The 22654-nt window shown below is 44.2% G+C and carries 14 protein-coding genes; 9 read left to right on the top strand and 5 right to left on the bottom strand.

The window, feature by feature from the left end:
• The first annotated feature begins 172 nt into the window (after nt 1-172).
• A complete protein-coding gene (locus FGT79_RS32015) occupies nt 173-6499 on the top strand; it encodes an S-layer homology domain-containing protein (protein ID WP_246096589.1) in 6327 nt (2108 codons plus the stop codon).
• Nucleotides 6500-6640: 141 nt separating this feature from the next.
• Here FGT79_RS32015 and FGT79_RS23950 read toward each other — a convergent pair whose 3' ends face one another.
• The 4 genes from FGT79_RS23950 to FGT79_RS23935 all read right to left on the bottom strand — a co-directional run bounded on the left by FGT79_RS23950 (nt 6641) and on the right by FGT79_RS23935 (nt 9023).
• Nucleotides 6641-7006 carry a GntR family transcriptional regulator gene (locus tag FGT79_RS23950; RefSeq protein ID WP_138755382.1) on the bottom strand — a complete coding sequence of 122 codons (366 nt, stop codon included), beginning with the start codon at nt 7004-7006 and terminating at the stop codon, nt 6641-6643.
• Nucleotides 7006-7659, bottom strand: coding sequence for an ABC-2 transporter permease (locus FGT79_RS23945; RefSeq protein ID WP_138755381.1), 654 nt, complete (start codon nt 7657-7659; stop codon nt 7006-7008). The genes FGT79_RS23950 and FGT79_RS23945 overlap by 1 nt, the downstream gene beginning before the upstream one ends.
• Nucleotides 7652-8506, bottom strand: a complete 855-nt coding sequence (locus tag FGT79_RS23940; protein ID WP_138755380.1) for an ABC transporter ATP-binding protein — start codon at nt 8504-8506, stop codon at nt 7652-7654. Before FGT79_RS23940 ends, FGT79_RS23945 begins: the two co-directional genes overlap by 8 nt.
• A 148-nt stretch (nt 8507-8654) precedes the next feature.
• Entirely contained in the window at nt 8655-9023 is a 369-nt protein-coding gene (locus FGT79_RS23935) for a DoxX family protein (protein WP_138755379.1), read from the bottom strand.
• 200 nt (nt 9024-9223) lie between these two features.
• Here FGT79_RS23935 and FGT79_RS23930 point away from each other — a divergent pair, with 200 nt between their 5' ends.
• The 3 genes from FGT79_RS23930 to FGT79_RS23920 all read left to right on the top strand — a co-directional run bounded on the left by FGT79_RS23930 (nt 9224) and on the right by FGT79_RS23920 (nt 13849).
• Nucleotides 9224-10684 carry a HAMP domain-containing sensor histidine kinase gene (locus tag FGT79_RS23930; protein WP_138755378.1) on the top strand — a complete coding sequence of 487 codons (1461 nt, stop codon included), beginning with the start codon at nt 9224-9226 and terminating at the stop codon, nt 10682-10684.
• The gene (locus FGT79_RS23925; RefSeq protein ID WP_138755377.1) at nt 10662-11351 is read left to right on the top strand and encodes a response regulator transcription factor; all 690 of its coding nucleotides are present in this window, start codon (nt 10662-10664) and stop codon (nt 11349-11351) included. The genes FGT79_RS23930 and FGT79_RS23925 overlap by 23 nt, the downstream gene beginning before the upstream one ends.
• Before the next feature lie 107 nt (nt 11352-11458).
• Nucleotides 11459-13849 carry an ABC transporter ATP-binding protein/permease gene (locus FGT79_RS23920; RefSeq protein ID WP_138755376.1) on the top strand — a complete coding sequence of 797 codons (2391 nt, stop codon included), beginning with the start codon at nt 11459-11461 and terminating at the stop codon, nt 13847-13849.
• Nucleotides 13850-14006: 157 nt separating this feature from the next.
• On the opposite strand, the gene abc-f is transcribed toward FGT79_RS23920, so the two are convergent.
• Nucleotides 14007-15491: a ribosomal protection-like ABC-F family protein gene (abc-f, locus tag FGT79_RS23915; protein WP_138755375.1), complete on the bottom strand. Its 1485-nt coding sequence runs from the start codon at nt 15489-15491 to the stop codon at nt 14007-14009.
• A gap of 359 nt (nt 15492-15850) precedes the next feature.
• Between abc-f and FGT79_RS23910 the strand changes: the two genes are divergently transcribed.
• From FGT79_RS23910 to FGT79_RS23890, 5 genes are all read left to right on the top strand, one after another.
• A complete protein-coding gene (locus FGT79_RS23910) occupies nt 15851-17887 on the top strand; it encodes an AraC family transcriptional regulator (protein ID WP_138755374.1) in 2037 nt (678 codons plus the stop codon).
• A 27-nt stretch (nt 17888-17914) separates the two neighbouring features.
• Entirely contained in the window at nt 17915-18946 is a 1032-nt protein-coding gene (locus tag FGT79_RS23905) for a FecCD family ABC transporter permease (RefSeq protein ID WP_138755373.1), read from the top strand.
• Nucleotides 18943-19956 (top strand): FecCD family ABC transporter permease, encoded by a 1014-nt coding sequence (locus FGT79_RS23900; protein WP_138755372.1) that lies wholly within the window; start codon nt 18943-18945, stop codon nt 19954-19956. The genes FGT79_RS23905 and FGT79_RS23900 overlap by 4 nt, the downstream gene beginning before the upstream one ends.
• A 442-nt stretch (nt 19957-20398) precedes the next feature.
• Nucleotides 20399-21541 (top strand): copper amine oxidase N-terminal domain-containing protein, encoded by a 1143-nt coding sequence (locus FGT79_RS23895; protein ID WP_138755371.1) that lies wholly within the window; start codon nt 20399-20401, stop codon nt 21539-21541.
• Nucleotides 21542-21573: 32 nt separating this feature from the next.
• Nucleotides 21574-22654 (top strand): hypothetical protein (locus tag FGT79_RS23890; protein ID WP_138755370.1); only part of this gene is annotated, 1081 nt, incomplete at its 3' end.

Here is a 22654-nt window from a genome sequence, read left to right as displayed (position 1 = left end):
ATCTAAGCACATTTCGATGATATGCAAGGTAATGAAGGAGGAAACGACAACAAGTGAGGTTTTTCTAAGTGTTTCGTTCATTATTAATTGCAGTAAGAAGCTATAAACCGAGAGTTTAACTAATTTTTCGATCCGGATTGATAAATTAATAATTTTGAATGGAGTGTGGGCAATGTTGTTTAAGGCAAAAAAATCTTCTTTTATTATTGTATGTACCGTTCTCTTAGCGATGGTTATTAATTTAATGTTTTCTAATGTAATGATCAACAAGGTATACGCGGCTCAGTTAAATAAATTTCAAGTTCTTACTAACATGAATGATTGGGTAGACAGGACGGTAGGTTTGCCTGGTGGCAGAATAGGTCTCGTGTATTACCTCAATAATGGTACAGAAATTTGGTATAAGGTTGTAAACGCGGATGGTTCGTTGGTTTTTAACCTTAAGTTATTTACTATACCTAATAGTAATTATCGTTATGTAGTCTTTCCTATTGAAACAAATAATGGAGATACGATTATTGTTTATACCGAAGATCAAAATACAGGCAATGCATATGCTGAACTTAAGTATTTGGTTGTTAGTAAGACAGGATTAGCCAGCAGCGCGGTTTCTCTGGCTACCTCAACTTATATGGGATATCCACTTGATGTTACAAAACTTTCTAATGGTGGAGTGGCTGTTGCTTATAGCCTTACTGGATTCACATATAATTTAAATTTTTATGATGCTAATATGGGCCTTGTCAAAACAGTAAATTATGCGGATAATTTGGGTCAATCTGAGAAAATAGACTTTGTAAAGGGCAGTAATGATGATAGACTCATGCTGGTTCGTAGGGCTGCTACAAACAATTATATTGCAGAATTATATGACAATAGCGGAAATAAGATCAAAGATGTGACTAGCGGAGCAAATCTACGTTTCGCAGCATTGTCTAATGGGAATTTTGCAATAGCCTTTGGGTCCCTGAGTGCGACAATGTCATTGAATATTTATGATAGAAGCGGGAATCAAGTAGGCAGTACAGTTAGTCTGGGAGGGCCTTTCACAGCGATTTCCGCTAACGTTACTTTCCCGCAGCCTATGCTTTTAACTAAAAAAGAAGGCGGATTTGTTCTTTTTGATTTTAACAGCAGTACGAAGAAAGCAAGAGTGAAAGAGTATTCCAATGGTGGGACTGTTGATAATGACTGGTATTTAGTAGATTCAGATAGCTCCACTGAGTATGGTTATACACCGTACATTGGATATGAAAATGGTTATGGTGTTTATAATGATATTACGGGTAATATGGTGGTTTATTCCTCTGGTACATTAGCCACACCAATCTCTGACTTTGCTAGTTCAGGACAAACGAGCACGACCGCATCGTTCAGTTGGACGGCGGTTACTGGAGCGACGGCCATCATTATTGAGAAGTCGCCAGCAGGGACAAATACATGGACAACAGCAACGACAGGGGCCATCGCTGCAAATGCGAGTACAGCGACGGTGACAGGATTGAATGCAGGCACAAGCTATGATTTCCGCTTAGTCGTCACTGGCGGAACGAAAGCAGGAAACTCGAATACGGTAAGTGCAGCAACAACAGGACTTCCAGTGCTGGGAGGGACTGTGGCAATTAACGGAACTGCAAAATATGGTGAGCAGTTAACGGCAAACTTAGTTGGGGTAACCTACACGCCAACGGTTGTAAGTGATGTACCAACGTATGAGTGGAAACGCGATGGAGTGGCGATCAGCTTGGCGACAACAGCTAATTATACGTTGACGCAAGCTGATATTGGAAAGGTAATTAGCGTAACGTTAACTGCTGACGGCACACATGCAACTGGCATTGTGACAAGTGTAGGGACATCAGCAGTGGCTAAGGCAGATGGCCCGGCAGCACCAAATGCCCCGACGTTGAGCTCAAAAACAACAACAAGCCTCACGTTGCAAGCGGAAGCGGGGCAAGAATACAGCCTGGATAATGGAACATGGCAGGATAGCCCGACGTTCAGCAGCTTGACGGCAAACACGGACTATAACGTTAAGACACGAGTGAAAGCAACCGCGACACGAGAAGCATCAGCAGCGAGTGTAGGTGCTACGCTTCGTACCGAATCGCTTCCGGTAATGGGAGGAACAGTGGTCATTGACGGAACTGCGAAATATGGCGAGCAGTTGACTGCAAATGTGAGCGGGTTAACGTACACGCCAACGGTTGCAGGCGATGTACCGACATATCAGTGGAAGCGTGATGGCGTGGCGATCAGCTTAGCGACGAATGCGAATTATACATTGACGCAAGCCGATATTGGAGCGGCGATCAGCGTTACTGTAACAGCTGGCGGTACACATGCAACGGGAAGTGTAACAAGCACTGAAACGACAGAAGTAGCGAAGGCAGATGGCCCGGCAACACCGAATGCGCCGACGTTGAGCTCAAAAACAACGACGAGCCTTACCCTGCAAACGGTAGCTGGACAAGAATACAGTCTGGATAATGGAACATGGCAGGATAGCCCGACATTCAACAGCTTGATGGCAAACACGGACTATACCGTTAAGACACGAGTGAAAGCAACCGCGACACGAGAAGCATCGGCAGCGAGTGTAGGCGCGACGCTTCGTACCGAATCGCTTTCGGTACTTGGAGGTACAGTCGTTATTAATGGAACTGCGAAATATGGCGAGCAGTTGACTGCAAATGTGAGCGGGTTAACTTACACGCCAACGGTTGCAGGCGATGTACCAACATATCAGTGGAAGCGTGATGGCGTGGCGATCAGCTTAGCGACGAGTCCGAATTATACATTGACGCAAGCCGATATTGGAGCGGCGATCAGCGTTACTGTAACAGCTGGCGGTACACATGCAACGGGAAGTGTAACAAGCACTGAAACGGCAGAAGTGGCAAAGGCAGATGGCCCGACAGCACCGAATGCGCCGACGTTGAGTTCGAAAACAACGACGAGCCTTACCCTGCAAACGGAAGTGGGGCAAGAATACAGCCTGGATAATGGAACATGGCAGGATAGCCCGACATTCAACAGCTTGATGGCAAACACGGACTATACGCTCAAGACGCGTGTGAAGGCAACTGCAACACACGAAGCATCAGCAGTGAGTGTAGGCGCGACGCTTCGTACCGAATCGCTTTCGGTGCTTGGAGGTACAGTCGTTATTAATGGAACTGCGAAATATGGCGAGCAGTTGACTGTAAATGTGAGCGGGTTAACGTACACGCCAACGGTTGCAGGCGATGTACCGACATATCAGTGGAAGCGTGATGGCGTGGCGATCAGCTTAGCGACGAGTGCGAATTATACTTTGACGCAAGCCGATATTGGAGCGGCGATCAGCGTTACTGTAACAGCTGGCGGCACACATGCAACTGGCAGTGTAACAAGCACTGAAACGACAGAAGTAACGAAGGCAGATGGCCCGGTGGCACCGAATGCGCCGACGTTGAGTTCGAAAACAATGACGAGCCTTACCCTGCAAACGGAAGCTGGACAAGAATACAGCCTGAATAATGGAACATGGCAGGATAGCCCGACATTCAACAGCTTGACGGCAAACACGGACTACACCGTTAAGACACGAGTGAAAGCAACTGCAACGCGTGAAGCATCGGCAGCGAGTATAGGCGCGACGCTTCGTACGGAGTCGCTTCCGGTGCTTGGAGGAACAGTTACAATCAGCGGAACAACGAAATATGGCGAGCAGTTGACTGCAAATGTGAGCGGGTTAACGTACACGCCGACGGTTGCAGGCGATGTACCAACATATCAGTGGAAGCGTGATGGCGTGGCGATCAGCTTAGCGACGAGTGCGAATTATACATTGACGCAAGCCGATATTGGAGCGGCGATCAGCGTAACCGTAACAGCTGGCGGCACATATGCAACAGGCAGTGTAACAAGCTCTGAAACGACAGAAGTAGCGAAGGCAGATGGCTCGGCAGCACCGAATGCGCCGACGTTGAGTTCGAAAACAACGACGAGCCTTACCTTGCAAACGGAAGCTGGACAAGAATACAGCTTGGATGGTCTAGCATGGCAGGATAGCCCGACGTTCATCAACTTGACGCCGAACACGGACTATACCGTTAAGACACGAGTGAAAGCAACCGCGACACGAGAAGCATCAGCAGCGAGTGTAGGCGCGACGCTCCGTACGGAGTCACTTCCGGTAATTGGAGGCACGGTCGCAATTAGCGGAGAAGCGAAATATGGCGAGCAATTGACCGCAGATGTGAGCGGTATAACCTATACGCCAACGGTAGTAGGCGATGTACCGACATATCAGTGGAAGCGTGATGGCGTGGCGATTAGCTTAGCGACGAATGCGAATTATACATTGACGCAAGCCGATATTGGAGCGGCGATCAGCGTAACCGTAACAGCTGGCGGTACACAAGCAACAGGCAGTGTAACAAGTACGGAAACGACAGAAGTAGCGAAGGCAGATGGCCCGGCAGCACCGAATGCGCCGACGTTGAGCTCAAAAACAACAACAAGCCTATCGCTGCAAGCAGAAGCGGAACAAGAATATAGCTTGGATGGTCTAGCGTGGCAGGATAGCCCGATGTTCAGCAGCTTGACGCCGAACACGGACTATATTGTTAAGACACGCATGAAGGCAACTGCAACACATGAAGCATCAGCAGCGAGTGTAGGCGCAACGCTTCGTACCGAGTCACTTCCGGAAATTGGAGGCACAGTTGCAATTAGCGGAGAAGCGAAGTATGGCGAGCAATTGACCGCAGATGTGAGCGGTATAACCTATACGCCAACGGTTGTAGGAGATGTACCAACGTACCAGTGGAAACGCGATGGAGTGGCGATCAACTCAGCGACAAATGCGAACTATACGCTGACGCAAGCGGATATCGGAACGGTAATCAGCGTAACGATAACTGCTGGCGGTACGCACGCAACGGGTAATGTAACAAGCTCTAGCACGGCAGAAGTAGCAAAAGCAGACGGGCCAGCAGCACCAAGTGCGCCAGTGTTGAGTACAAAAACAACGACCAGCCTCAAGCTTCAAGCAGAAGCTGGACAAGAATACAGCTTAGATGGTGCATTGTGGCAGGATAACACAACGTTCAGCGGCTTGACGCCAAACACGGATTATACGCTCAAGACGCGCGTGAAGGCAACTGCAACGCGTGAAGCATCGGCAGCGAGTGTAGGTGCTACGCTTCGTACTAATGATGTGTCCAGCCCGACTACACCAGTAACAACAAGTCCTTCAACAATCGGTGTAGATGTACTTGTAAATGGCAAGGTGGAGAGTGCGGGTACGGCGATCGTAACCGAAGCTAATGGTCAAAAAGTCATTACCATTTCTGTTGATGAGAAAAAGCTGGATGCAAGACTAGCAGAAGAAGGACAAGGCGCTGTCATTACGATTCCGGTAAACATAGATTCGAATGTCTATGTCGGTGAGTTAAATGGTCAAATGGTCAAGAAGCTGGAGAACAAGCAAGCTACCATTGAAATTAAAACGAAGAATGCATCTTATAAGGTGCCTGCACTAGAAATCAACGTCGATGCCTTATTTACGCAATTCGGTGCAAATGTGAATCTTCAGGATATGAAGGTTCGAATTGAAATCGCTGAGCCAACAGCAGCTATGACTCTGGTTGTTAATAAGGCGGCAACGGCAGGTGACTTCGCTGTCACAATACCGTCGCTTAATTTCAAAGTTACAGCGTCATATGGTGATAAGACCGTTGAAGTAACAAAATTCAATTCTTATGTCGAGCGAACTTTCGCTATTCCAGCAGGCGTGGACTCGAACCGAATTACAACTGGAATCGTTGTTGATCCAGACGGAACAACACGTCATGTACCAACAAAGGTCCGTTTGATTGATGGCAAGTATTACGCTTCCATTAAAAGTCTGACTAACAGCACGTACACGGTTGTGTGGCATCCGATTGCATTTAAAGATGTTGAGCAGCATTGGGCAAAAGATGCGGTTAACGATATGGGTTCACGGATGATCTTGGAGGGTACAGGGGAAGGATTGTTTAATCCTGATCGGAAAATAACGCGTGCTGAATTTGCAGCCATAATCGTTCGTGGGTTGGGGCTCAGATTGGAAGCAGGCAATGTGCCTTTCTCGGATGTAAAGACATCGGATTGGTATAGCAGCGCGGTCAACACGGCATATTCGTATGATTTGATCAGCGGTTATGGAGACGGTACTTTCCTTCCAAACACGTATATAACGCGGGAGCAAGCAATGATGATTATAGCCAAGGCGATGAAAATCACAGAACTAAAAGACAAGCTTGCTGCCAAGTCGGTAGACGAAATTATTCTTCCTTACAAAGATGCTGCTAATGCCTCAGATTGGGCGCTAAACAGCATTGCAGACTGCCTGCAGTCTGGTATCGTATCTGGCATGCCAGGTGCAAGGCTTGCACCGAAGCAGGACATTACAAGAGCTGAAGTTGCCTTGATCATTCAGCGACTGCTGCAAAAGTCTGATCTTATTTAATAAAAAACGAAAAGTTAAAACGGCCTTTGTCCTGTATTCTATAGGACTAAGGCCGTTTTATTTTGCCTGTAACCTGACACATGAGCTGTATGCTCCGTTTGGAGTCGTTCGTTCTCTTACACCAGCTTCATTGCTGTCTGCTCAATAAATTTCCTTCAAAAGCTCATAAACTTCATCTAGTGTGAGGCCGAAGGATTTGTAATAGGAGATATCAATCACCATCTGCTTCAGGAGCATCTCATTACGTTTTTGAAGGATTTCTTTGGATGTTAGATTAGCAACAAAACACCCTTTTCCGGTTACGGTGTAAATTAAACCATGTCGTTCAAGCTCTTCCCAAGCTTTTTTGACGGTAATAATACTAACACGCAGCTCTATAGCTGCGTGTCGAATAGGTGGCAGGCTATAACCATTCTCTAATTCGCCCTTGAGAATCTGTACACTGATTTGTTCAAAAAGCTGTTGATAAATGGGTTTATCAGAGGTGTTCGAAATCGCTATGTCCATTATATTTCCACTTTCTCAAACCGTTTGTTGGCAATATAATAAGCGATCATCGTAAATATCGCAAATATGACAATGCCAGCGATCAGGATAGAAAGATGAACGGCTACGTTATCAGTACCAGACCCTTTAAATAGATCGTAGAAATACGAATTTTGTATGCTGAGCCATTCTGCGCCTCCGGCAAACAGCATGGTAGCTGTAATGGATACAAACGCTGCCGCACCGTATTTGTACGCCGTCTTATAATATATCGATATAAAGATGATGTTGAAAATCGCCAGCATGACGAAGCAGAGACCCCAGAAGCCGAGGGTAGGTGCAAAGAAAAAGTATTTCATATGTGGATATAATTTTAACGTCAGTATGCCATAGAGCATGGCAATCACAATATGCAATAGCTCGAGGATTACGATAACGCCGATCTTTGCTTTAACAATGTCTTTCTTAGTAACAGGCATCATGCTTGAAAATATTAAATCATTTTGCGTTTTATAGCCTGCGAACATATTCGGTATCGTTATAAAGCAAAAGTAAAGGATGACCAAGAAGTATAACCATCCGGGAATTAGCATTAAAGCACCTGTCAGAAAAGGCAAGGCATAAAAGAAAGGATTAACGCCGAGCTTCAATTCTTTTATCAATAGATTATACATACAGATCCTCCTTCCTAGAGCAGTAGATCATAATTTCCTCAATATTCGGTATAGTCCATTGAATATCTAATGAGGGATCTAAGTCTTTGGTATGAATCAAGCCAGTGAAGCCAAAAGAACTTGTTTTGTAGGAGATAAGCTGGTTCTTAACGATATCCAATTGATCTTTTTTACCATTCAATAAACGATACGTATCGATAAATTGTTCCTTTTCCCCGCTGTTGATAATTTGACCGTTATGGATATAGGTAATATAATCTGCACATTTCTCCAAGTCGGATGTGATATGCGTTGAGAATAGAATGCTGATTTCGCCATCCTGCACAAGCTCTCGGAAAATATCCAGAAGATTGTCCCTGGCAATCGGATCAAGACCGCTTGTAGGCTCATCGAGAATAAGCAGCTTAGCACCGTGTGACAGGGCAATGGCTAAGCTATATTTCACTTTCATCCCGGTGGACAACTCCGCTATTTTTTTGTCTTCGATTAAGTTGAACTTTCTCAAATATTTGTAGTAGGTTTCATCATCCCAATTCGCATAAAACCGTTTGATCACATTGGTCAGTGTTTTGATCTTATTGCGAGTGTAAAAATTCATGTCTCCGAATGCAGACCCGATTACTTGTTTCAACTCAATCTCATTCTCGGACATATTTTTTCCTAAAATACGGATTTCTCCGCTATCTGCACGAATCAAGTCCAAAATGGCTTTAATGGTCGTTGTTTTCCCCGCACCGTTGGCTCCGATGAAGCCCATAATATAACCCTGTTCCAGTTGGAATGATACGTTATTTAATTCAAAATGCTCATATTTTTTATTTAAATGTTTGATATCCAATGCCAGCATTTTGTTTCCTCCAATTCAAATTGTGTATGTTGTGTATGCACAATGTATCATTGAGACCGTTATGATGTCAATAAGATTTATCCATACGAATAAAAAAATCCCCGCGAGCCCAATGATTATAAGGCTTGGCGGGGATTTATACTGGAACTTAACCAAAAAGCGAAGACAGTTTGTCAGCATTTAGGATGACTATTGCAGCAGCTATCAATAAATTCAATAGAGCAGGTATGATTTTTCCAATGGGATGCTTCACTCTGAGATGTGTGAAGAACGCAACTAACATCATAATGCCAATCCCTATACTAGTCCATGCGGCAGCACCTGGATTCCAGTAGCCGATAATGAGCCCAATGCATCCAGCAATTTGGACGTAGCCTGTAATGACACGGAACCATTGAGGAAGCTTGATTGAATCGAATAGTTCGACCTGATGCTGGGCTCCAGCAAGCTTACTTCCACCGAAAAAGGCCATGGAGAAAAGCAGCCAGCTTTGAAGAACGATGCTTAGAATGTGCATGGGAGTCATCTTCCTTATCCATATATTATTGGACACCATTAAGTGTCCTAATTCATCATATAACACCATTAGGTGTCCTGTAAAGCGAATTTTAAGAGGAACATTCTGGACCTGTTTACCTTTCGTTAACCTATGGTTCCCCAACCGTTTAACAATATGGATTATACTATAGGTATTGTCTTTGGAAGGGTGAACGAATCATGAGTGTAAAGCGCCGATTATACTTCTCTAACATCTTGATGCTTATGCTGCCGATTGTGCTTATGATTGTAACCAGCATGTGCATGGTGCTTATTTATTCAGGCGTCACGGGTGCACGTGAACTGCCACCATTGAAGTATAGCGATCAATTCTTCGAGCATATGGAAGACGTAGATCAACTTGCAACGAATAGTGGCTCAAGCACGGATGTGGAAGTGCTCCAGTCTGCAATTGACCAGTTTAATGTGGAGAACTTAGGATCAGGCTTGGACTTGTCCCTGTATGCTGGCAATCACTTATTGTATCCTGAAACATTGCCCAATGAATATTTGTCCGATTTCGATTTGTCTGAGTCGAGTCCGGTTATGATGTTGACCGATAAGCTTGCTGTTTACAGTGTGGCTGCAGGTGATTATGCGCTTGTTTTAACAGATTCAAACTTTACCATTCATAGTCGAAATGCATTTCAGCAACGTATTTATGTTGGCATTATCATGTTGTTGGTTCTTATCGTCGTGGTCATCCTGACTAATCGCGCATTAACAAAATTTGTGTTCCGAAGTATTATGAATCCTATTCAAATACTAGCGGATGGGGTGCATCAGCTCAGAGATGGCCATTTGACCTATCGCATTCATTATGAGAAGCAGGATGAGTTCGCACCTGTATGCGCCGATTTCAATGAGATGGCGGAGCGCCTGTCCATGATGGTCACAGACCGGCAGAAGGATGAGAATAATCGCAAGGAATTGATCGCGGGCATTTCCCATGATTTGCGAACGCCGTTAACTTCTATAAAGGCATATGTTGAAGGCTTAGAGAAGGGGGTGGCTTCAACCCCGCAAATGCAAGAGAAGTATTTTGCAACCATTAAGAACAAGACCGCGAGTCTGGAACATATTATCAATCAGCTTTTTTTATTTTCCAAATTGGATATTGGAGAATTTCCGCTGTACTTGGAGCTTGTCGATATTGGGGATGAGCTGAGGAAGACGATGACCGCTTTCTCGGCGGAGTACGATTCCAAGGGATTGAGCATTCGAATTGAAGGTCAGTTGCCGCATGAGGAAACGCTTATCGACGTTGTACAGTTCCGTAATGTCATTCAGAATATTTTGGAAAACAGCTTGAAATATAAAAATAAGGAACGTGTTGAAGTTTGTATGGTGTGCACAGCAAGCGAGCATGATGTAGAAATTGTACTGGCCGATGACGGTCCCGGAGTAACCCAGGAGGAGTTGAAGAAGCTATTCGATGTGTTCTATCGTAGTGATTCTTCCAGGAAAAATCCGGAGACGGGCAGTGGATTGGGCTTGGCTATATCAAGCAAAATCATCGAGCGATTGGGAGGACATATACGTGCAGATCTCGCGCCTTTAGGCGGACTTGCTATTCGAATATCGATTCCAAAACATAAGAGAACCAAGGGAGCAGACTATGAAAAAAGTTCTGATCATTGAAGATGATATGGCAATTGCAGAAATTGAGCGAGATTTTTTGGAAATTGAAGGCTACCAAGTGACGATTGCTATTGATGGACATGAGGGGCTGCGTCTGGCAAGCTCAGGAGACTTCGATATGATTCTACTCGATCTCATGCTGCCGGGAATGTCGGGCTACGAGGTATGCAGAGCGGTTCGTGTAATAACGGATATTCCGATTCTGATGGTATCAGCTAAGGACGATGTATCGGATAAAGTAAGGGGACTTGGACTTGGTGCAGATGACTATATTGCTAAGCCGTTCTCTCCAACGGAGTTGATTGCCAGAGTGAAGGCAAATTTGTCACAGTACGAGCGGCTGACAATCAGCGGATCAAGCAAAACGCGAGAAGTTGTAGCTGGCCCAATTCGTATCAACGAGCTCACACATCGCGTCTTTGTTTATCAGGAGGAAGTCGAGTTCAAGAACAAGGAATTTGAATTGCTGCTGTTTATCGTTTCTAACCCGGATATCGTATTTAGCAAAGAGCAATTGTACGAAAAAATATGGGGAATGGATGCGATCGGAGACTTGAAAACCGTGGCTGTCCATATCAATCGACTACGAGAAAAAATTGAAAAAAACCCGCAAAATCCACAGTATATCCAGACGATCTGGGGTGCGGGTTACCGTTTTAAAGTGTAAATTCGATTTAAACGTTGGTTTACCTTTAATTTAACTACTTCTTCCTCTCCGTTTAACTTCGCTTGTTAAGATAGCTTTAGTTACATAACTAGAGGAGGAAATGGATCATGTCTGCGCTCAGATTAACAGATATTCAGAAATCATACCACAGCGGAGAAGTTGTACATGCTTTGAAAGGGGTCTCGTTAGCATTCAGAGAAAGCGAATTTGTTTCCATCTTGGGCCCATCGGGCTGTGGGAAAACTACGCTGCTAAATATTATTGGCGGATTGGATCGTTATGACGAGGGTGATCTTTCCCTTGGAGGAAAGTCAACCAAACACTTCAAAGATAAAGACTGGGACGCCTATCGCAATCGCTCTATCGGATTTGTTTTCCAAAATTATAATCTTATTTCGCATCAGACCATCTTGCAAAATGTTGAGATTGCGATGACATTATCGGGGGTTTCAGTAGCCGAGCGCCGTCAGAAGGCCAAGCAGGCGCTTGAATCGGTTGGTCTAGGCACTAAGCTGAATAAAAAGCCTAATCAGTTGTCCGGTGGACAGATGCAGCGTGTTGCCATTGCTAGAGCATTGGTTAACGATCCTGATATTATTCTGGCAGATGAACCAACAGGAGCACTGGATAGCCAGACTAGTCTTCAAGTGATGGAGATTCTGAATCGAATTTCGAAAACAAAGCTTGTCATTATGGTTACCCATAACGGTGACTTGGCTGAGGAATACAGCAGCAGAATTATTCACCTGCGAGATGGGGAAGTTCAATCGGACAGCAACCCCATGTTAAAGGATGAACAGGCTAAGAAACAAGGAAACCCATCAGAAGGTGAGCAGCTCCGTTTGGAGGCAACCTCCATGTCACTGCTGACGGCTACTTCGTTATCGTTCAAAAATTTGTTGACCAAAAAGGGAAGAACGCTCATTACTGCATTTGCCGGCAGTATCGGTATTATCGGGGTGGCACTCGTATTGGCGCTGTCAACGGGACTCTCTAATTATATAACTAAATTACAGTCGGACACGTTGTCAGGGTTCCCGGTTACGATCACGGAAGGTGTGCAACAGGGGGCAGCGGGACCGCCGGAAGGCTCGCCTTTTAGCCAGAGCAGTGGTGATGAGGACGGAGAATTCATTAACGCCGACGCTATATATGCTTACGACAGTAGTGCCAGCTTGGAGCTTCATGCGAATGTGTTGACTCCGGAATATTATGAATACATATCACAAATTCAGACCTCGCTTCCCGACGAAATCAATGCCCTATCTTATGACCGAAAAGTAGGCATGAATGTACTAGCGAAAGGCGAGGAGGATGTGGTCAAGTACGAAACCTCGACAGCCCTTGCGTCTACTGCGCCGCCTGGTTTTGGATCGGTGCCAACGTATTGGCAAGAGCTGCCTGCGAACGATGAGTTTATTCTTTCACTCTATGATTTGATTGGGGAAGGAAGCCGTTATCCCACCACTCAGAATGAGGTAGCCATCGTGGTGGACTCGTACAATCGGATCGATCAGGCATTTTACGAAAAGCTTGGTATTTATACAGAGGATGGTTACGATAAACTAAGCGATTTTATAGGAAAGAAAATCTTGAAGGTCGTTCCAAATGACAATTTCTATACGCAAAGTGAAAATGGTCTATTTACTCCCGCGAATGCAGAGTCATACGATGAATTGTTTGAAATTGCTGATGGATTGGAATTAACCATTACAGGGATTCTAAGGATCAAGGAAGAAAGCATATCATCCGGCGGATATTTGTCTGAGGGACTGGTTTATACGCCGGAGTTGACTGATTACATCGTCCAGAATGCTGCTGAATCAGCTATTGCTGTGGCCCAACAAGCATCAGATCGGGATGTCATCCTGAACTCTCCATTCGTCGATGATGATGCGAAGCAATTGAGATTACGGATATTTGGTGCGGATACATCTCCTTCGAGCATCAATATTTATCCGAAAGATTTCACGGCTAAGAATGAAATTAAGCAATATTTGGACGACTACAACGAAGGTAAAGAAGAGAATGATCACATCCTTTACTCGGATATGTCGGAGATGATTGGCTCGACTATTCAAACCGTACTGGACACCGTATCTTATGTACTAGTTGGCTTTGCTGCGATTTCCCTGGTCGTGTCTACGATTATGATTGGCATTATCACTTATGTTTCGGTACTGGAACGTACGAAGGAGATTGGCATTCTACGCAGCATTGGGGCAAGGAAAAAAGATATATCGCGCTTGTTTAATGCAGAAACATTAATTGTAGGTTTCGTAGCAGGTTCACTTGGTATCGTTGTATCCTACTTGCTGACGATTGTAGTCAACAGCATAATCGCGAACCTGCTAGATATCGAAGGAATTGCACAATTAACATGGACACATGCTGGGGCACTAATCATTGGCAGCATGGTGCTGACCTTGCTTGCGGGTTTGATTCCTGCGAAAGCAGCTACGAAGAAAGATCCCGTTATCGCTCTGCGATCAGAATAGGAAAATCCCCCAAATGGGGGATTTTTTTTGGAATGAAAGGAGCAAACATAGATTTTCTAATATCGTCGATACCATCGGGGCTGGGCTCTGCACCCTGTTTCTTGCATAGGGCAAGGCGAAATCAGCACAGCAGGCTGGCATTAGTGGGCAAAATGGATCAGCCATTCAGTGTAACGTGCTTTGTCGCAACATTTTTGCAAAACTCGCTGTCATGCTCTACAAAAAGAATGGTTGGCGAATGCTCCAGCAACAGCTCTTCGATTTGCATACGGGAAATGACATCGATAAAATTCAGTGGTTCGTCCCAAATATGCAGGTGGACCTGCTCGCATAGGCTTTTCGCGATGAGTACCTTTTTCTTTTGACCGCCGCTAAAGGAGGCCATATCCTTCTCGAATTGAATACGAGAGAAATCAAGCTTCCTTAGAATCGCTTTGAACAGGCTCTCATCGATTCCTTCAGTTTCAGCGTACTCCGACAAATTTCCTCGCAAATGTGAAGTGTCCTGCGGTACGTATGAGATTTTCAGCTGGCTTCCCTTGTGGAATGTCCCTGAGAAGGGGATTTCCTCGCCGTTTATTAGCTTGAGAAGACTTGATTTGCCGGAACCATTCAGACCAGCAAGCGCAATGCGGTCTCCTTGTTCAATGGTAAAGCTGACGTCGCGGCAAACTGTCTTCTCGCCGAACTGAATCGAAACGTGATCCATATGAACTAGCTGGGGCTTGTGATAAGTCAGTTGTGCGAGTTTAAGGCTCTCGGAGCTTTCCACATTTCGCAGAAGCTGAGATCGTTCTTCGATCACAGATTGCTGCCTGTTCTCGAGCGACTTGGATCGTTTCATCATTTTCGCAGCCTTGTGACCGACGTATCCTTTATCGAGCTTGGAGCCGGAATTACGTGTACCGTTTTTCGATTTCTCTACCTCGTGCGACCACGTACTCGTTCGATTCGCTGCTTCGTTCAGCCGTTTGATGTCCTTTCGCAGCTTCTCGTTCTGGTCCATTTCGTAGTTGTCATGACGCTGTTTATTGTCCCACCAATCGGAAAAATTCCCTCTCTGAATATCAATGCTGGTCTTGTTGATCGAAAGGATATGATCCACGCAGTTATCCAGGAAAGCCCGATCGTGGGAAACCAGAATAAAGCCGCTCTTCATGTTCAAATAATCACTCACTAGTTTCCTGGCATGAATGTCGAGATGGTTGGTAGGCTCGTCGATAAGCAGAAAGCTGTTTTCTTTCAGAAATAATGCAGCTAGCTGTACTTTCGTTTGCTCACCGTTAGACAAGGTATCGAAAGGTCGATATAAAACATCCTCTGACACTTTGAGCAATGAAAGCTCGCGAAGGAGCTCCCAGTGCTGATAGTCAGGATATATGCTGTCAATCAGGTCCAGTGTATGGATTTCTTTGTTCGCAACTTGGAATGGAAAATATTCAAAGCTGACATCGGCAGAAATGGTGCCGTTGTATTCATATTTGCCGAGCAATAGGTTCAGAAACGTCGTTTTTCCCCTGCCGTTCCTACCCGTAAAGCCTAATTTCCAATTCGTATCCATTTGAAAGCTGATCTGATCGAAAATGTTATCGTAGCTGCCTTCATAGGCAAACGTTAGGTTCGTTATTTTGATTAATGACATAACAAATTCCCCCTTGTAGAAAAAATAAAAAGAGCTACAAGAAAGGTACCCTTCTTGTAGCTCAAAGAAATGCGCAAATATAGCCCGATACGGGCCAACTAAGCATATATTTTGAGTGAAAAGAATAAGTAGCTTTCTTGCCGAAAAAGAACAAAACACCGTGTTTTATTCTTCAAACGTTTAGCAAGAAATTTTACATTATTCTCTTCAGCTCCTGTCGTAAAGTTTAGAGAAAGTTTATCATACCCATTGTTTAGTTGCAACTGTACAGCTGGCATTTTACAATATAATTTGATATTGATAATCATAATCAATTAGTATACGCTAAAATATGACACGTATTGAAGGAGCGAACACAGGTGCCAAATGACACGGAATATATGAACTATTTTACCAAAGAGATGATTGATCCTGCCGTCCGGTTATGGGCACGTTCATCCATATCACTAATAGATGTTCGTTATCAGTTGCTTCACAAGGAAACCCCTTTGCAAAACTATAGAATGCCGACTAATATGTTTGTTTTTACCCAAGGTGGGGAAGCCAGTATAAAACTTAATTCCACCTCCTACCAGTCTGGTCGATTCGGTATTTTCCATGGAGGGAAAGGAACAGAGCTATCGATTCATCCTGTTAGCACAAATCTGGAGACTTACATGGTGCTGTATAAAGCGGAAACGGCTCCTTTCTATAAAAGAGACATTTACCGCTTATTAGAACGCATCAATCCGTTTACACAGATCTATGGATTCTCACCGGATAATCCCATATTTTTCGTAGAAAAGTTCCAGAACATGTATGAACGCTGGAATCTAGAGTCTGCACTTCATCAATTTAATGCGAAAGCTACTCTCTATCAGCTTGTTTATGAAATATACAGAGAACTGGAAGAGGGGAATATTCATTATTTTGAACCCGATTATGTGGAACTGGTCAAGCAGTATCTGGATCAACATTATACCGAGCAGGTGTCCATTCAATTACTGTCAGAAACGCTGCCGATCAGCAGAAGTCTGCTAGGCAAGCTGTTTAGGAAGCGCGAACAAAAAAGCTTGCAAGAGTATTTGAATGAGCGGAGGCTGGATGCAGCCAAGCTTTATTTGCAAAGCGCAAACCTATCGATACAGGAAGTTGCTGTTGGCTGCGGGTTTACAGATGAATTGAATTTGAATCGGATGTTTAAGAAGTATGTTCACATGACGCCAAGTGAATATAGAAGAAAAATGATTGATAACTTTACCAAAAATGATATTGATAACGATTCTCAACGACTCTACAATGAGAGAGGGCTAGACAGACTAGTCAATTCCAAGGGAGACGGGGAGTTCAACATGTTTGTACAGATAAAAAGCAAGGAAATGATTTTGGTGGCTGCAATGAGTCTCATGCTGCTATTATCGGCGTGTTCGTCGAATGCTCCAGTGAATAATACAGCGACGCAGACTGCACAGTCGCAAAATCAGGAAGCGAATAACACCGAATCAAAAGGGGCAGAAGCAGTGGCACAGACACGAATTGTGAAAACAGATACTGGAGATATAGAGATTCCTGCAGATCCGCAGCGTATCGTCTACCTTGTAGGGAATAATGTTGGAGATATTTTGCCTTTTGAAAAAACGGTAGTAGGTGTCGATAAATATGGTGATCCTTCCATGCGACCAGAAGAATGGAAACAACAGTGGGGTCAACTTGTCACAGAGGCAAAGGTTGTACCTAGTGACGATTTGGAAGGCATCATGGCGCTTGAACCGGATTTGATTATCGGATCTGCTACTTGGACATCATCCTCGCAGGAGCAATTGAGCAAAATAGCGCCTACGATTTTTTATAATGAAATGTCCACATTAGAGGAGCGGATGACTTTCTTCGGAGAGGTTTTCGGAATGCCTGAACAGGCTAAGCAATTCATTGCTAAATATGCAACTAAAGTTGAAGCTGCCAAGCAACGACTCGTGGATGCGGGTATTTATGATAAGAAAATTGTATTCTTGCAAGGTGTGGAAGAAGGTTCTCCAGGATTACAAGGAGATAAGACGAGAGGGATTATTTATGAAGATCTGGGCATGAGAGCTCCTGAAATCATCGAAAAAGAGTTTTTCAACAGAGAAAATCCGAAATCGGAAGGTTTTTATTCGCCGATCTCATTAGAAGTGGTTAGCAAATACTTGAACGAAGCAGATATTATCGCCTATTCGAATTTTGATCCAAATGTAGAAGAGCTTGAAAAGAAGCTTTCTTCAGTTGAAATATGGAAAACCATCCGAGCCGTAACAGGAGCGAATATTACGTACTACTCAACGACAGACACTTTAAACGATTATGATTACGCTAGCCGTTTGATTTCATTGGATACTTTTGTAGATGCGCTGTTACAATTGCCGATTGCACAAAAGTAGCCCTGATTCGGAAAGGAATTATTGCACATGCAAGTTACACATCCCGATAGAGGAAGCAGGAAGTGGTTAGGAAGCTTCGCGATATGTATCGTAATAGGTTTGTTCCTGCTAGCCATCATCTCAGCACTGTCGATTTCCTTCGGTGCTGCTGAGATGCGCTTAGCCACTGCTTGGAATGCTGTCTTTCACTATAATCCGGGAATGGTAGAGCACAAGATCGTTCACACTATACGTTTGCCGCGAATGCTGGCTAGCTTGATTGCAGGCTGCAGCTTGGCTATGTGTGGAGCTGTGATGCAGGGAACCACTCGTAATCCGCTTGCCGATTCTGGACTAATGGGTATTAGTGCAGGATCAACGCTATCCATTGCGATCTGTATGGCGTTCTTACCAGGCAGCACTTACGGCGAACGAATGCTGTTCGCCTTTCTAGGTGCAGGTGTGGCTACCTTTATGACCTATTACATTGCCTCGCTGGGCAAGAGAGGGATAACCCCGCAGCGGTTGGTACTGGCCGGCATTTCAATCTCGATGTTGTTTGGCGCATTCAGCCAATATATAGCGATCCGCTATAATATTGGACAGTCGTTGGTGTACTGGACAGCTGGCAGTGCAGCCGGAGTCAACTGGAATGAGCTGCTAATTGTTTTTCCTTTTTTTGCAATGGGTGTGCTGGCTGCGTTTGCCCTATCGCCGTCGATTACGATCCTTAGCTTGGGTGAAGAAGTCGCCAGCGGTATTGGGCTGCGACCCCGCTTTGTGCAAGGAGCTGCTACAATTATCGTACTTCTGCTAACCGGACTATCGGTTATCGTGATCGGGCCAGTCGGTTTTGTTGGCTTAATCGTGCCCCATATGGTACGCCACTGGGTCGGCGTCGATTACCGCTACATCATTCCGGCATCTGCCGTATATGGTGCACTCCTGACCGTATCGGCGGATTTGATTGGCCGCATCATTAACAAGCCGTTTGAAACGCCAATTGGTATTATTTTCGGCGTGGTTGGCGTGCCTTACTTCCTCTACCTCGTTCGTACGCAAAGGGGGAAAATGGAATGACGGTTACGCTTAGAAGAAAGCGGCGGGCGATTTATGTAATGGCGAGCTTAGCAGCGATGCTGCTTGTACTTATGGTAATGAGCATGAATTCAGGTAAAATCAGCTTAACACCACTCGAAGTGCTGAAGGTTTTGCTTGGTGGCGGAACAGAACGCGAGCAGACCGTTGTGATGGATTTCCGATTACCACGAATCATTCTTGCTATACTTGTCGGGATTGGCATGAGCTTGGCTGGCTGCGTAATGCAGACGTTGCTGCGAAATGATATGGCAAGCCCTGGTACATTAGGGATAAGCGCTGGCTCAGGCTTTTTTGTGCTGTTGTACATCGTTTTGTTTTCTACGCAAGGGATGGCTTCAGCGTTTGCGATGCCAGTGTTGTCCTTTGTCGGTGGGCTGACAGCAGCAGCACTTATTTTTCTGCTTGCTTATCGGCGTGGACGGGCGACCTCTCCAACGAGTCTGATCTTGACCGGGGTGGCGCTCGGAAGCGGTTATGGTGCGGCGAGCTTGCTGCTGACGCTCAAGCTGGATGAAAACCAATTGAATTTTGTACTACGCTGGAGTGCAGGTAGTTTATGGGGAACCGAGTGGCGTTATTTAATTATTTTGGCACCGTGGGTTTTGGTTTTTTCACTTTATATTTTTTATAAATCACGTATTCTCGATTCGCTGCAGTTTGGCCATCAGGTAGCAGCTGGCCTCGGCGTTTCGGTGAAACGGGAGTTTCTTCTGCTTGCAGTCGCTTCTATTGCACTCGCGTCAGGCAGTGTATCCCTAGGCGGTAACTTCTTCTTTATCGGTCTGATTACGCCGCATATGGCGCGGAAGCTAGTGGGAACCAATCACAAATATGTGCTTCCAGTATCCTGCTTGATCGGTGCTGTTGTTGTTCTGTTGGCCGATACGATTACGCGCACAATCAGCTTCGGTGCGGATGTGCCGGCAGGTATAGTGATTACAGTTCTGAGCACCCCTTATTTCTTGTATTTGATAGCAAAGGCGAATTAATGTGTTAGTGTATGGAGGGGGCTAATCCCCGAAGCACCGCCTTAAACAAACCGCGTAACGCTTGGGTTTCCAAGCGTTTTTTTGTTTTTATGTGATGCGATATCAACTTTATACATGTCAGTAGAATTTGTGAATGATAGGTATATTTCATCTATTTCATGCGTGTATCCCTTATTTTGAAAACATAGGAAGTAGAAAGGCTATTGTAAGTCTATATCCTCCAGTTCAATTCAATTTTAAAGGAAATGATTAGTCGAATAGTCCCGACATTTGTCGTTATTATGTGTATGAAATAGGAATAATGTGCTAAAATTGTCGTAGTCATGGTTTGGAAGGAATTACATGTAGACAGTAGAGATGGCATTTGGAATAATGCCAATTCGCTAGAGATACCAATTAAGCAACGAAAAACTAAACATATCATAAGGGAGAAGATGAAACGATGTATAAGAAGATTATTGGAGCAATGGTAGCGGTCAGTATGGTGGTCGGTGGAACATCAGTGATGGCATCCCCGGGGAAAGATCTTCGTATCTTACCTATCATTGTTAATGGTCACAAGGTTCAATTTCCAGATACGGAGCCCTATATCGACACGAATGGAAGAACGATGGTTCCCGTTCGATTTGTGTCGGAGAAATTAGGTGGGGATGTGACATGGGACGTCGCTACAAAAACCGTAGGAATTAAGTACAAAGGAAAGAACATCACGCTTCCAGTAGGTTCAAAGACTGTAAGTATCGATTCAACGATGATTGAGTTGGATACAACTGCAGAAATGTACGAAGGTCGTACAATGGTTCCTCTTCGTTTTGTGAGTGAGGCTATGGAATCGAAAGTAAGCTTCGATCAAGGTGCTCATTCTGTACTTGTAAGTGATGCTGCGTTCATTGCTAAGGTAGCGGCAGGTACGGTGAAAGTAACGCCTTGGGGTCGTCAATTGAGTGGCGAGGCTTCTACTGAGTGGAACAAACTATCTGACCTGCCTAACTCATTTTATAACGTCAAGAAGGGTGACAAAGACGTTATGACTAATAAAGAGTATATGTCTATGAAAAACGAGTTTACAGAGAAAAAATGGATGGATAGTTGGGCTGAAGAAATTCGTCAGTACTATTCCACTCAGCTTAATGTGGATTACAGAACTATCACTGAAGCAGGGTTTGCTAAAGCGATTATGAACAATATGCCGGATCGTGGAGAGTACTTCAATGATCAATCTTCTGCTGGTATTAAGGAGTATGTAAGATGGGTTAAAAAGAACAAGGTTATTGCTAAAGGTTATGCTGATCCAGAAATCTCAATGGTTCGTAGAGCTTACGGTAAAGAATTTGTGAGGACTTATTTTAAATTCATGATTATTTCAGCTACTGATACTTCACAAACCTTTCAAGATAACTATAATGTGACGTTAGCTTCTGACTCCTTTAAACTCCAAAAAGGTGTTTGGTACGGTGGATACAGTGATGTAAGTGTGAGTTCTAACTATGCAAATATGCAGTATGCAAATTATAAAGTTCTTTCGACCGAGAATATGTTTACAAAAGGAAGATATGAATATTCTATACTTACTACAAATAAGTAAGCAAGTTTACTTGCTGGAGGTTGGCTGCTTAAATGAAGAAGTTTCTAGCATATATTCTTTTAGTTGTGATATTGATATCTATCTCAGCAGTTCCTATGGGATCTGATATAGTGAATGCTGCAGAGAATGGTGCAGGTGAGGAGGAGGAAAAACAAGGTATCAGATTTGCTAGTGCTGCAGACGAAAAGAATTATGGAAATAAGTACGATGTAAAAGAGGGAGATATTCTATATATCGCTATCAGTCAAAAAGCTGCTAGCAAAATTAAGTACCAAACAGCAGGTTGGATCTTAAGAAAGGATCCAACCTGCGAAAATGGAAATTGTACTCCTATGGGGGCAGGTTCTAAAGTAGAGCTACCTAAGAATCCAAATTGGTTAGTTTATACTGATGACGAGTACGAAGTTCCAGGTAAGAAGATGCATCGTATGGATGTGTATAGAATACCTAAGAAAGTAGTGCAAGACGAGATACTAGCTAAGCTTGGAGATATACAGGAAAATGAGATGTTATATCTAAATACTAAGCTTCAGGTAGTCAGGTTTGGATCACCTCAAACTAAAATACATGTAGAACTGTCTACGATCAAGAATGCAGAGTCATGGGCTAATCCAAATGGATTTAGACAGTTCTATGACCAACCCCTTCAATTCCAAAGTGGTAAGGGTGGAAATCAGAAGCTAGTCAAGAGAATAAGATTAGCTAGTAACCAAAGTGATGTGCTGGAAAATGACTGGGAAGATCCTAAGGAATATAGAGTAAGTGATCCTGTAACTCCTGTAGTGTTTAAAGATACTTTCATATCTACTAAAACAGGAAAAGAGTACAAGCTCGTGTGTTCATATGTAAGACCTGGGTACGTACCATCGGGTGGTAGTTGTGGAACTGCAGGAACTGCACCGTATTTTACTAGAGATGCTTCCACTTTATCCAGACAACCTACAATGTCTCTAGGAGGTATATTAGTAACAGGTCTCTACAAGGAAACAGATGTCCGTTCAGATTGTAACTGCAGCCAAGCCATATTCATCCCTGAACAGAGCACAATAGGTGGCAAGGTGGAAACGTCCAAGATCGGTAAGAAGGTTCCTGTACAGATTAAGATGAAAGAGA

Source organism: Paenibacillus sinopodophylli, from assembly GCF_005930355.1.
GTDB lineage: Bacteria > Bacillota > Bacilli > Paenibacillales > Paenibacillaceae > Pristimantibacillus > Pristimantibacillus sinopodophylli.
Note: the sequence above shows the minus strand (reverse complement) of the source record. Positions and strands in the feature narration are given on the sequence as shown.

What these genes read in the sequence shown, in the direction of transcription:
- FGT79_RS23945 (WP_138755381.1), bottom strand. Translation starts at nt 7,659, where the DNA reads ATGTATAATCTATTGATAAAAGAATTGAAGCTCGGCGTTAATCCTTTC.
- FGT79_RS23935 (WP_138755379.1), bottom strand. Translation starts at nt 9,023, where the DNA reads ATGCACATTCTAAGCATCGTTCTTCAAAGCTGGCTGCTTTTCTCCATG.
- FGT79_RS32015 (WP_246096589.1), top strand. Translation starts at nt 173, where the DNA reads ATGTTGTTTAAGGCAAAAAAATCTTCTTTTATTATTGTATGTACCGTT.
- FGT79_RS23940 (WP_138755380.1), bottom strand. Translation starts at nt 8,506, where the DNA reads ATGCTGGCATTGGATATCAAACATTTAAATAAAAAATATGAGCATTTT.
- abc-f (WP_138755375.1), bottom strand. Translation starts at nt 15,491, where the DNA reads ATGTCATTAATCAAAATAACGAACCTAACGTTTGCCTATGAAGGCAGC.
- FGT79_RS23900 (WP_138755372.1), top strand. Translation starts at nt 18,943, where the DNA reads ATGACGGTTACGCTTAGAAGAAAGCGGCGGGCGATTTATGTAATGGCG.
- FGT79_RS23905 (WP_138755373.1), top strand. Translation starts at nt 17,915, where the DNA reads ATGCAAGTTACACATCCCGATAGAGGAAGCAGGAAGTGGTTAGGAAGC.
- FGT79_RS23950 (WP_138755382.1), bottom strand. Translation starts at nt 7,006, where the DNA reads ATGGACATAGCGATTTCGAACACCTCTGATAAACCCATTTATCAACAG.
- FGT79_RS23925 (WP_138755377.1), top strand. Translation starts at nt 10,662, where the DNA reads ATGAAAAAAGTTCTGATCATTGAAGATGATATGGCAATTGCAGAAATT.
- FGT79_RS23930 (WP_138755378.1), top strand. Translation starts at nt 9,224, where the DNA reads ATGAGTGTAAAGCGCCGATTATACTTCTCTAACATCTTGATGCTTATG.
- FGT79_RS23920 (WP_138755376.1), top strand. Translation starts at nt 11,459, where the DNA reads ATGTCTGCGCTCAGATTAACAGATATTCAGAAATCATACCACAGCGGA.
- FGT79_RS23895 (WP_138755371.1), top strand. Translation starts at nt 20,399, where the DNA reads ATGTATAAGAAGATTATTGGAGCAATGGTAGCGGTCAGTATGGTGGTC.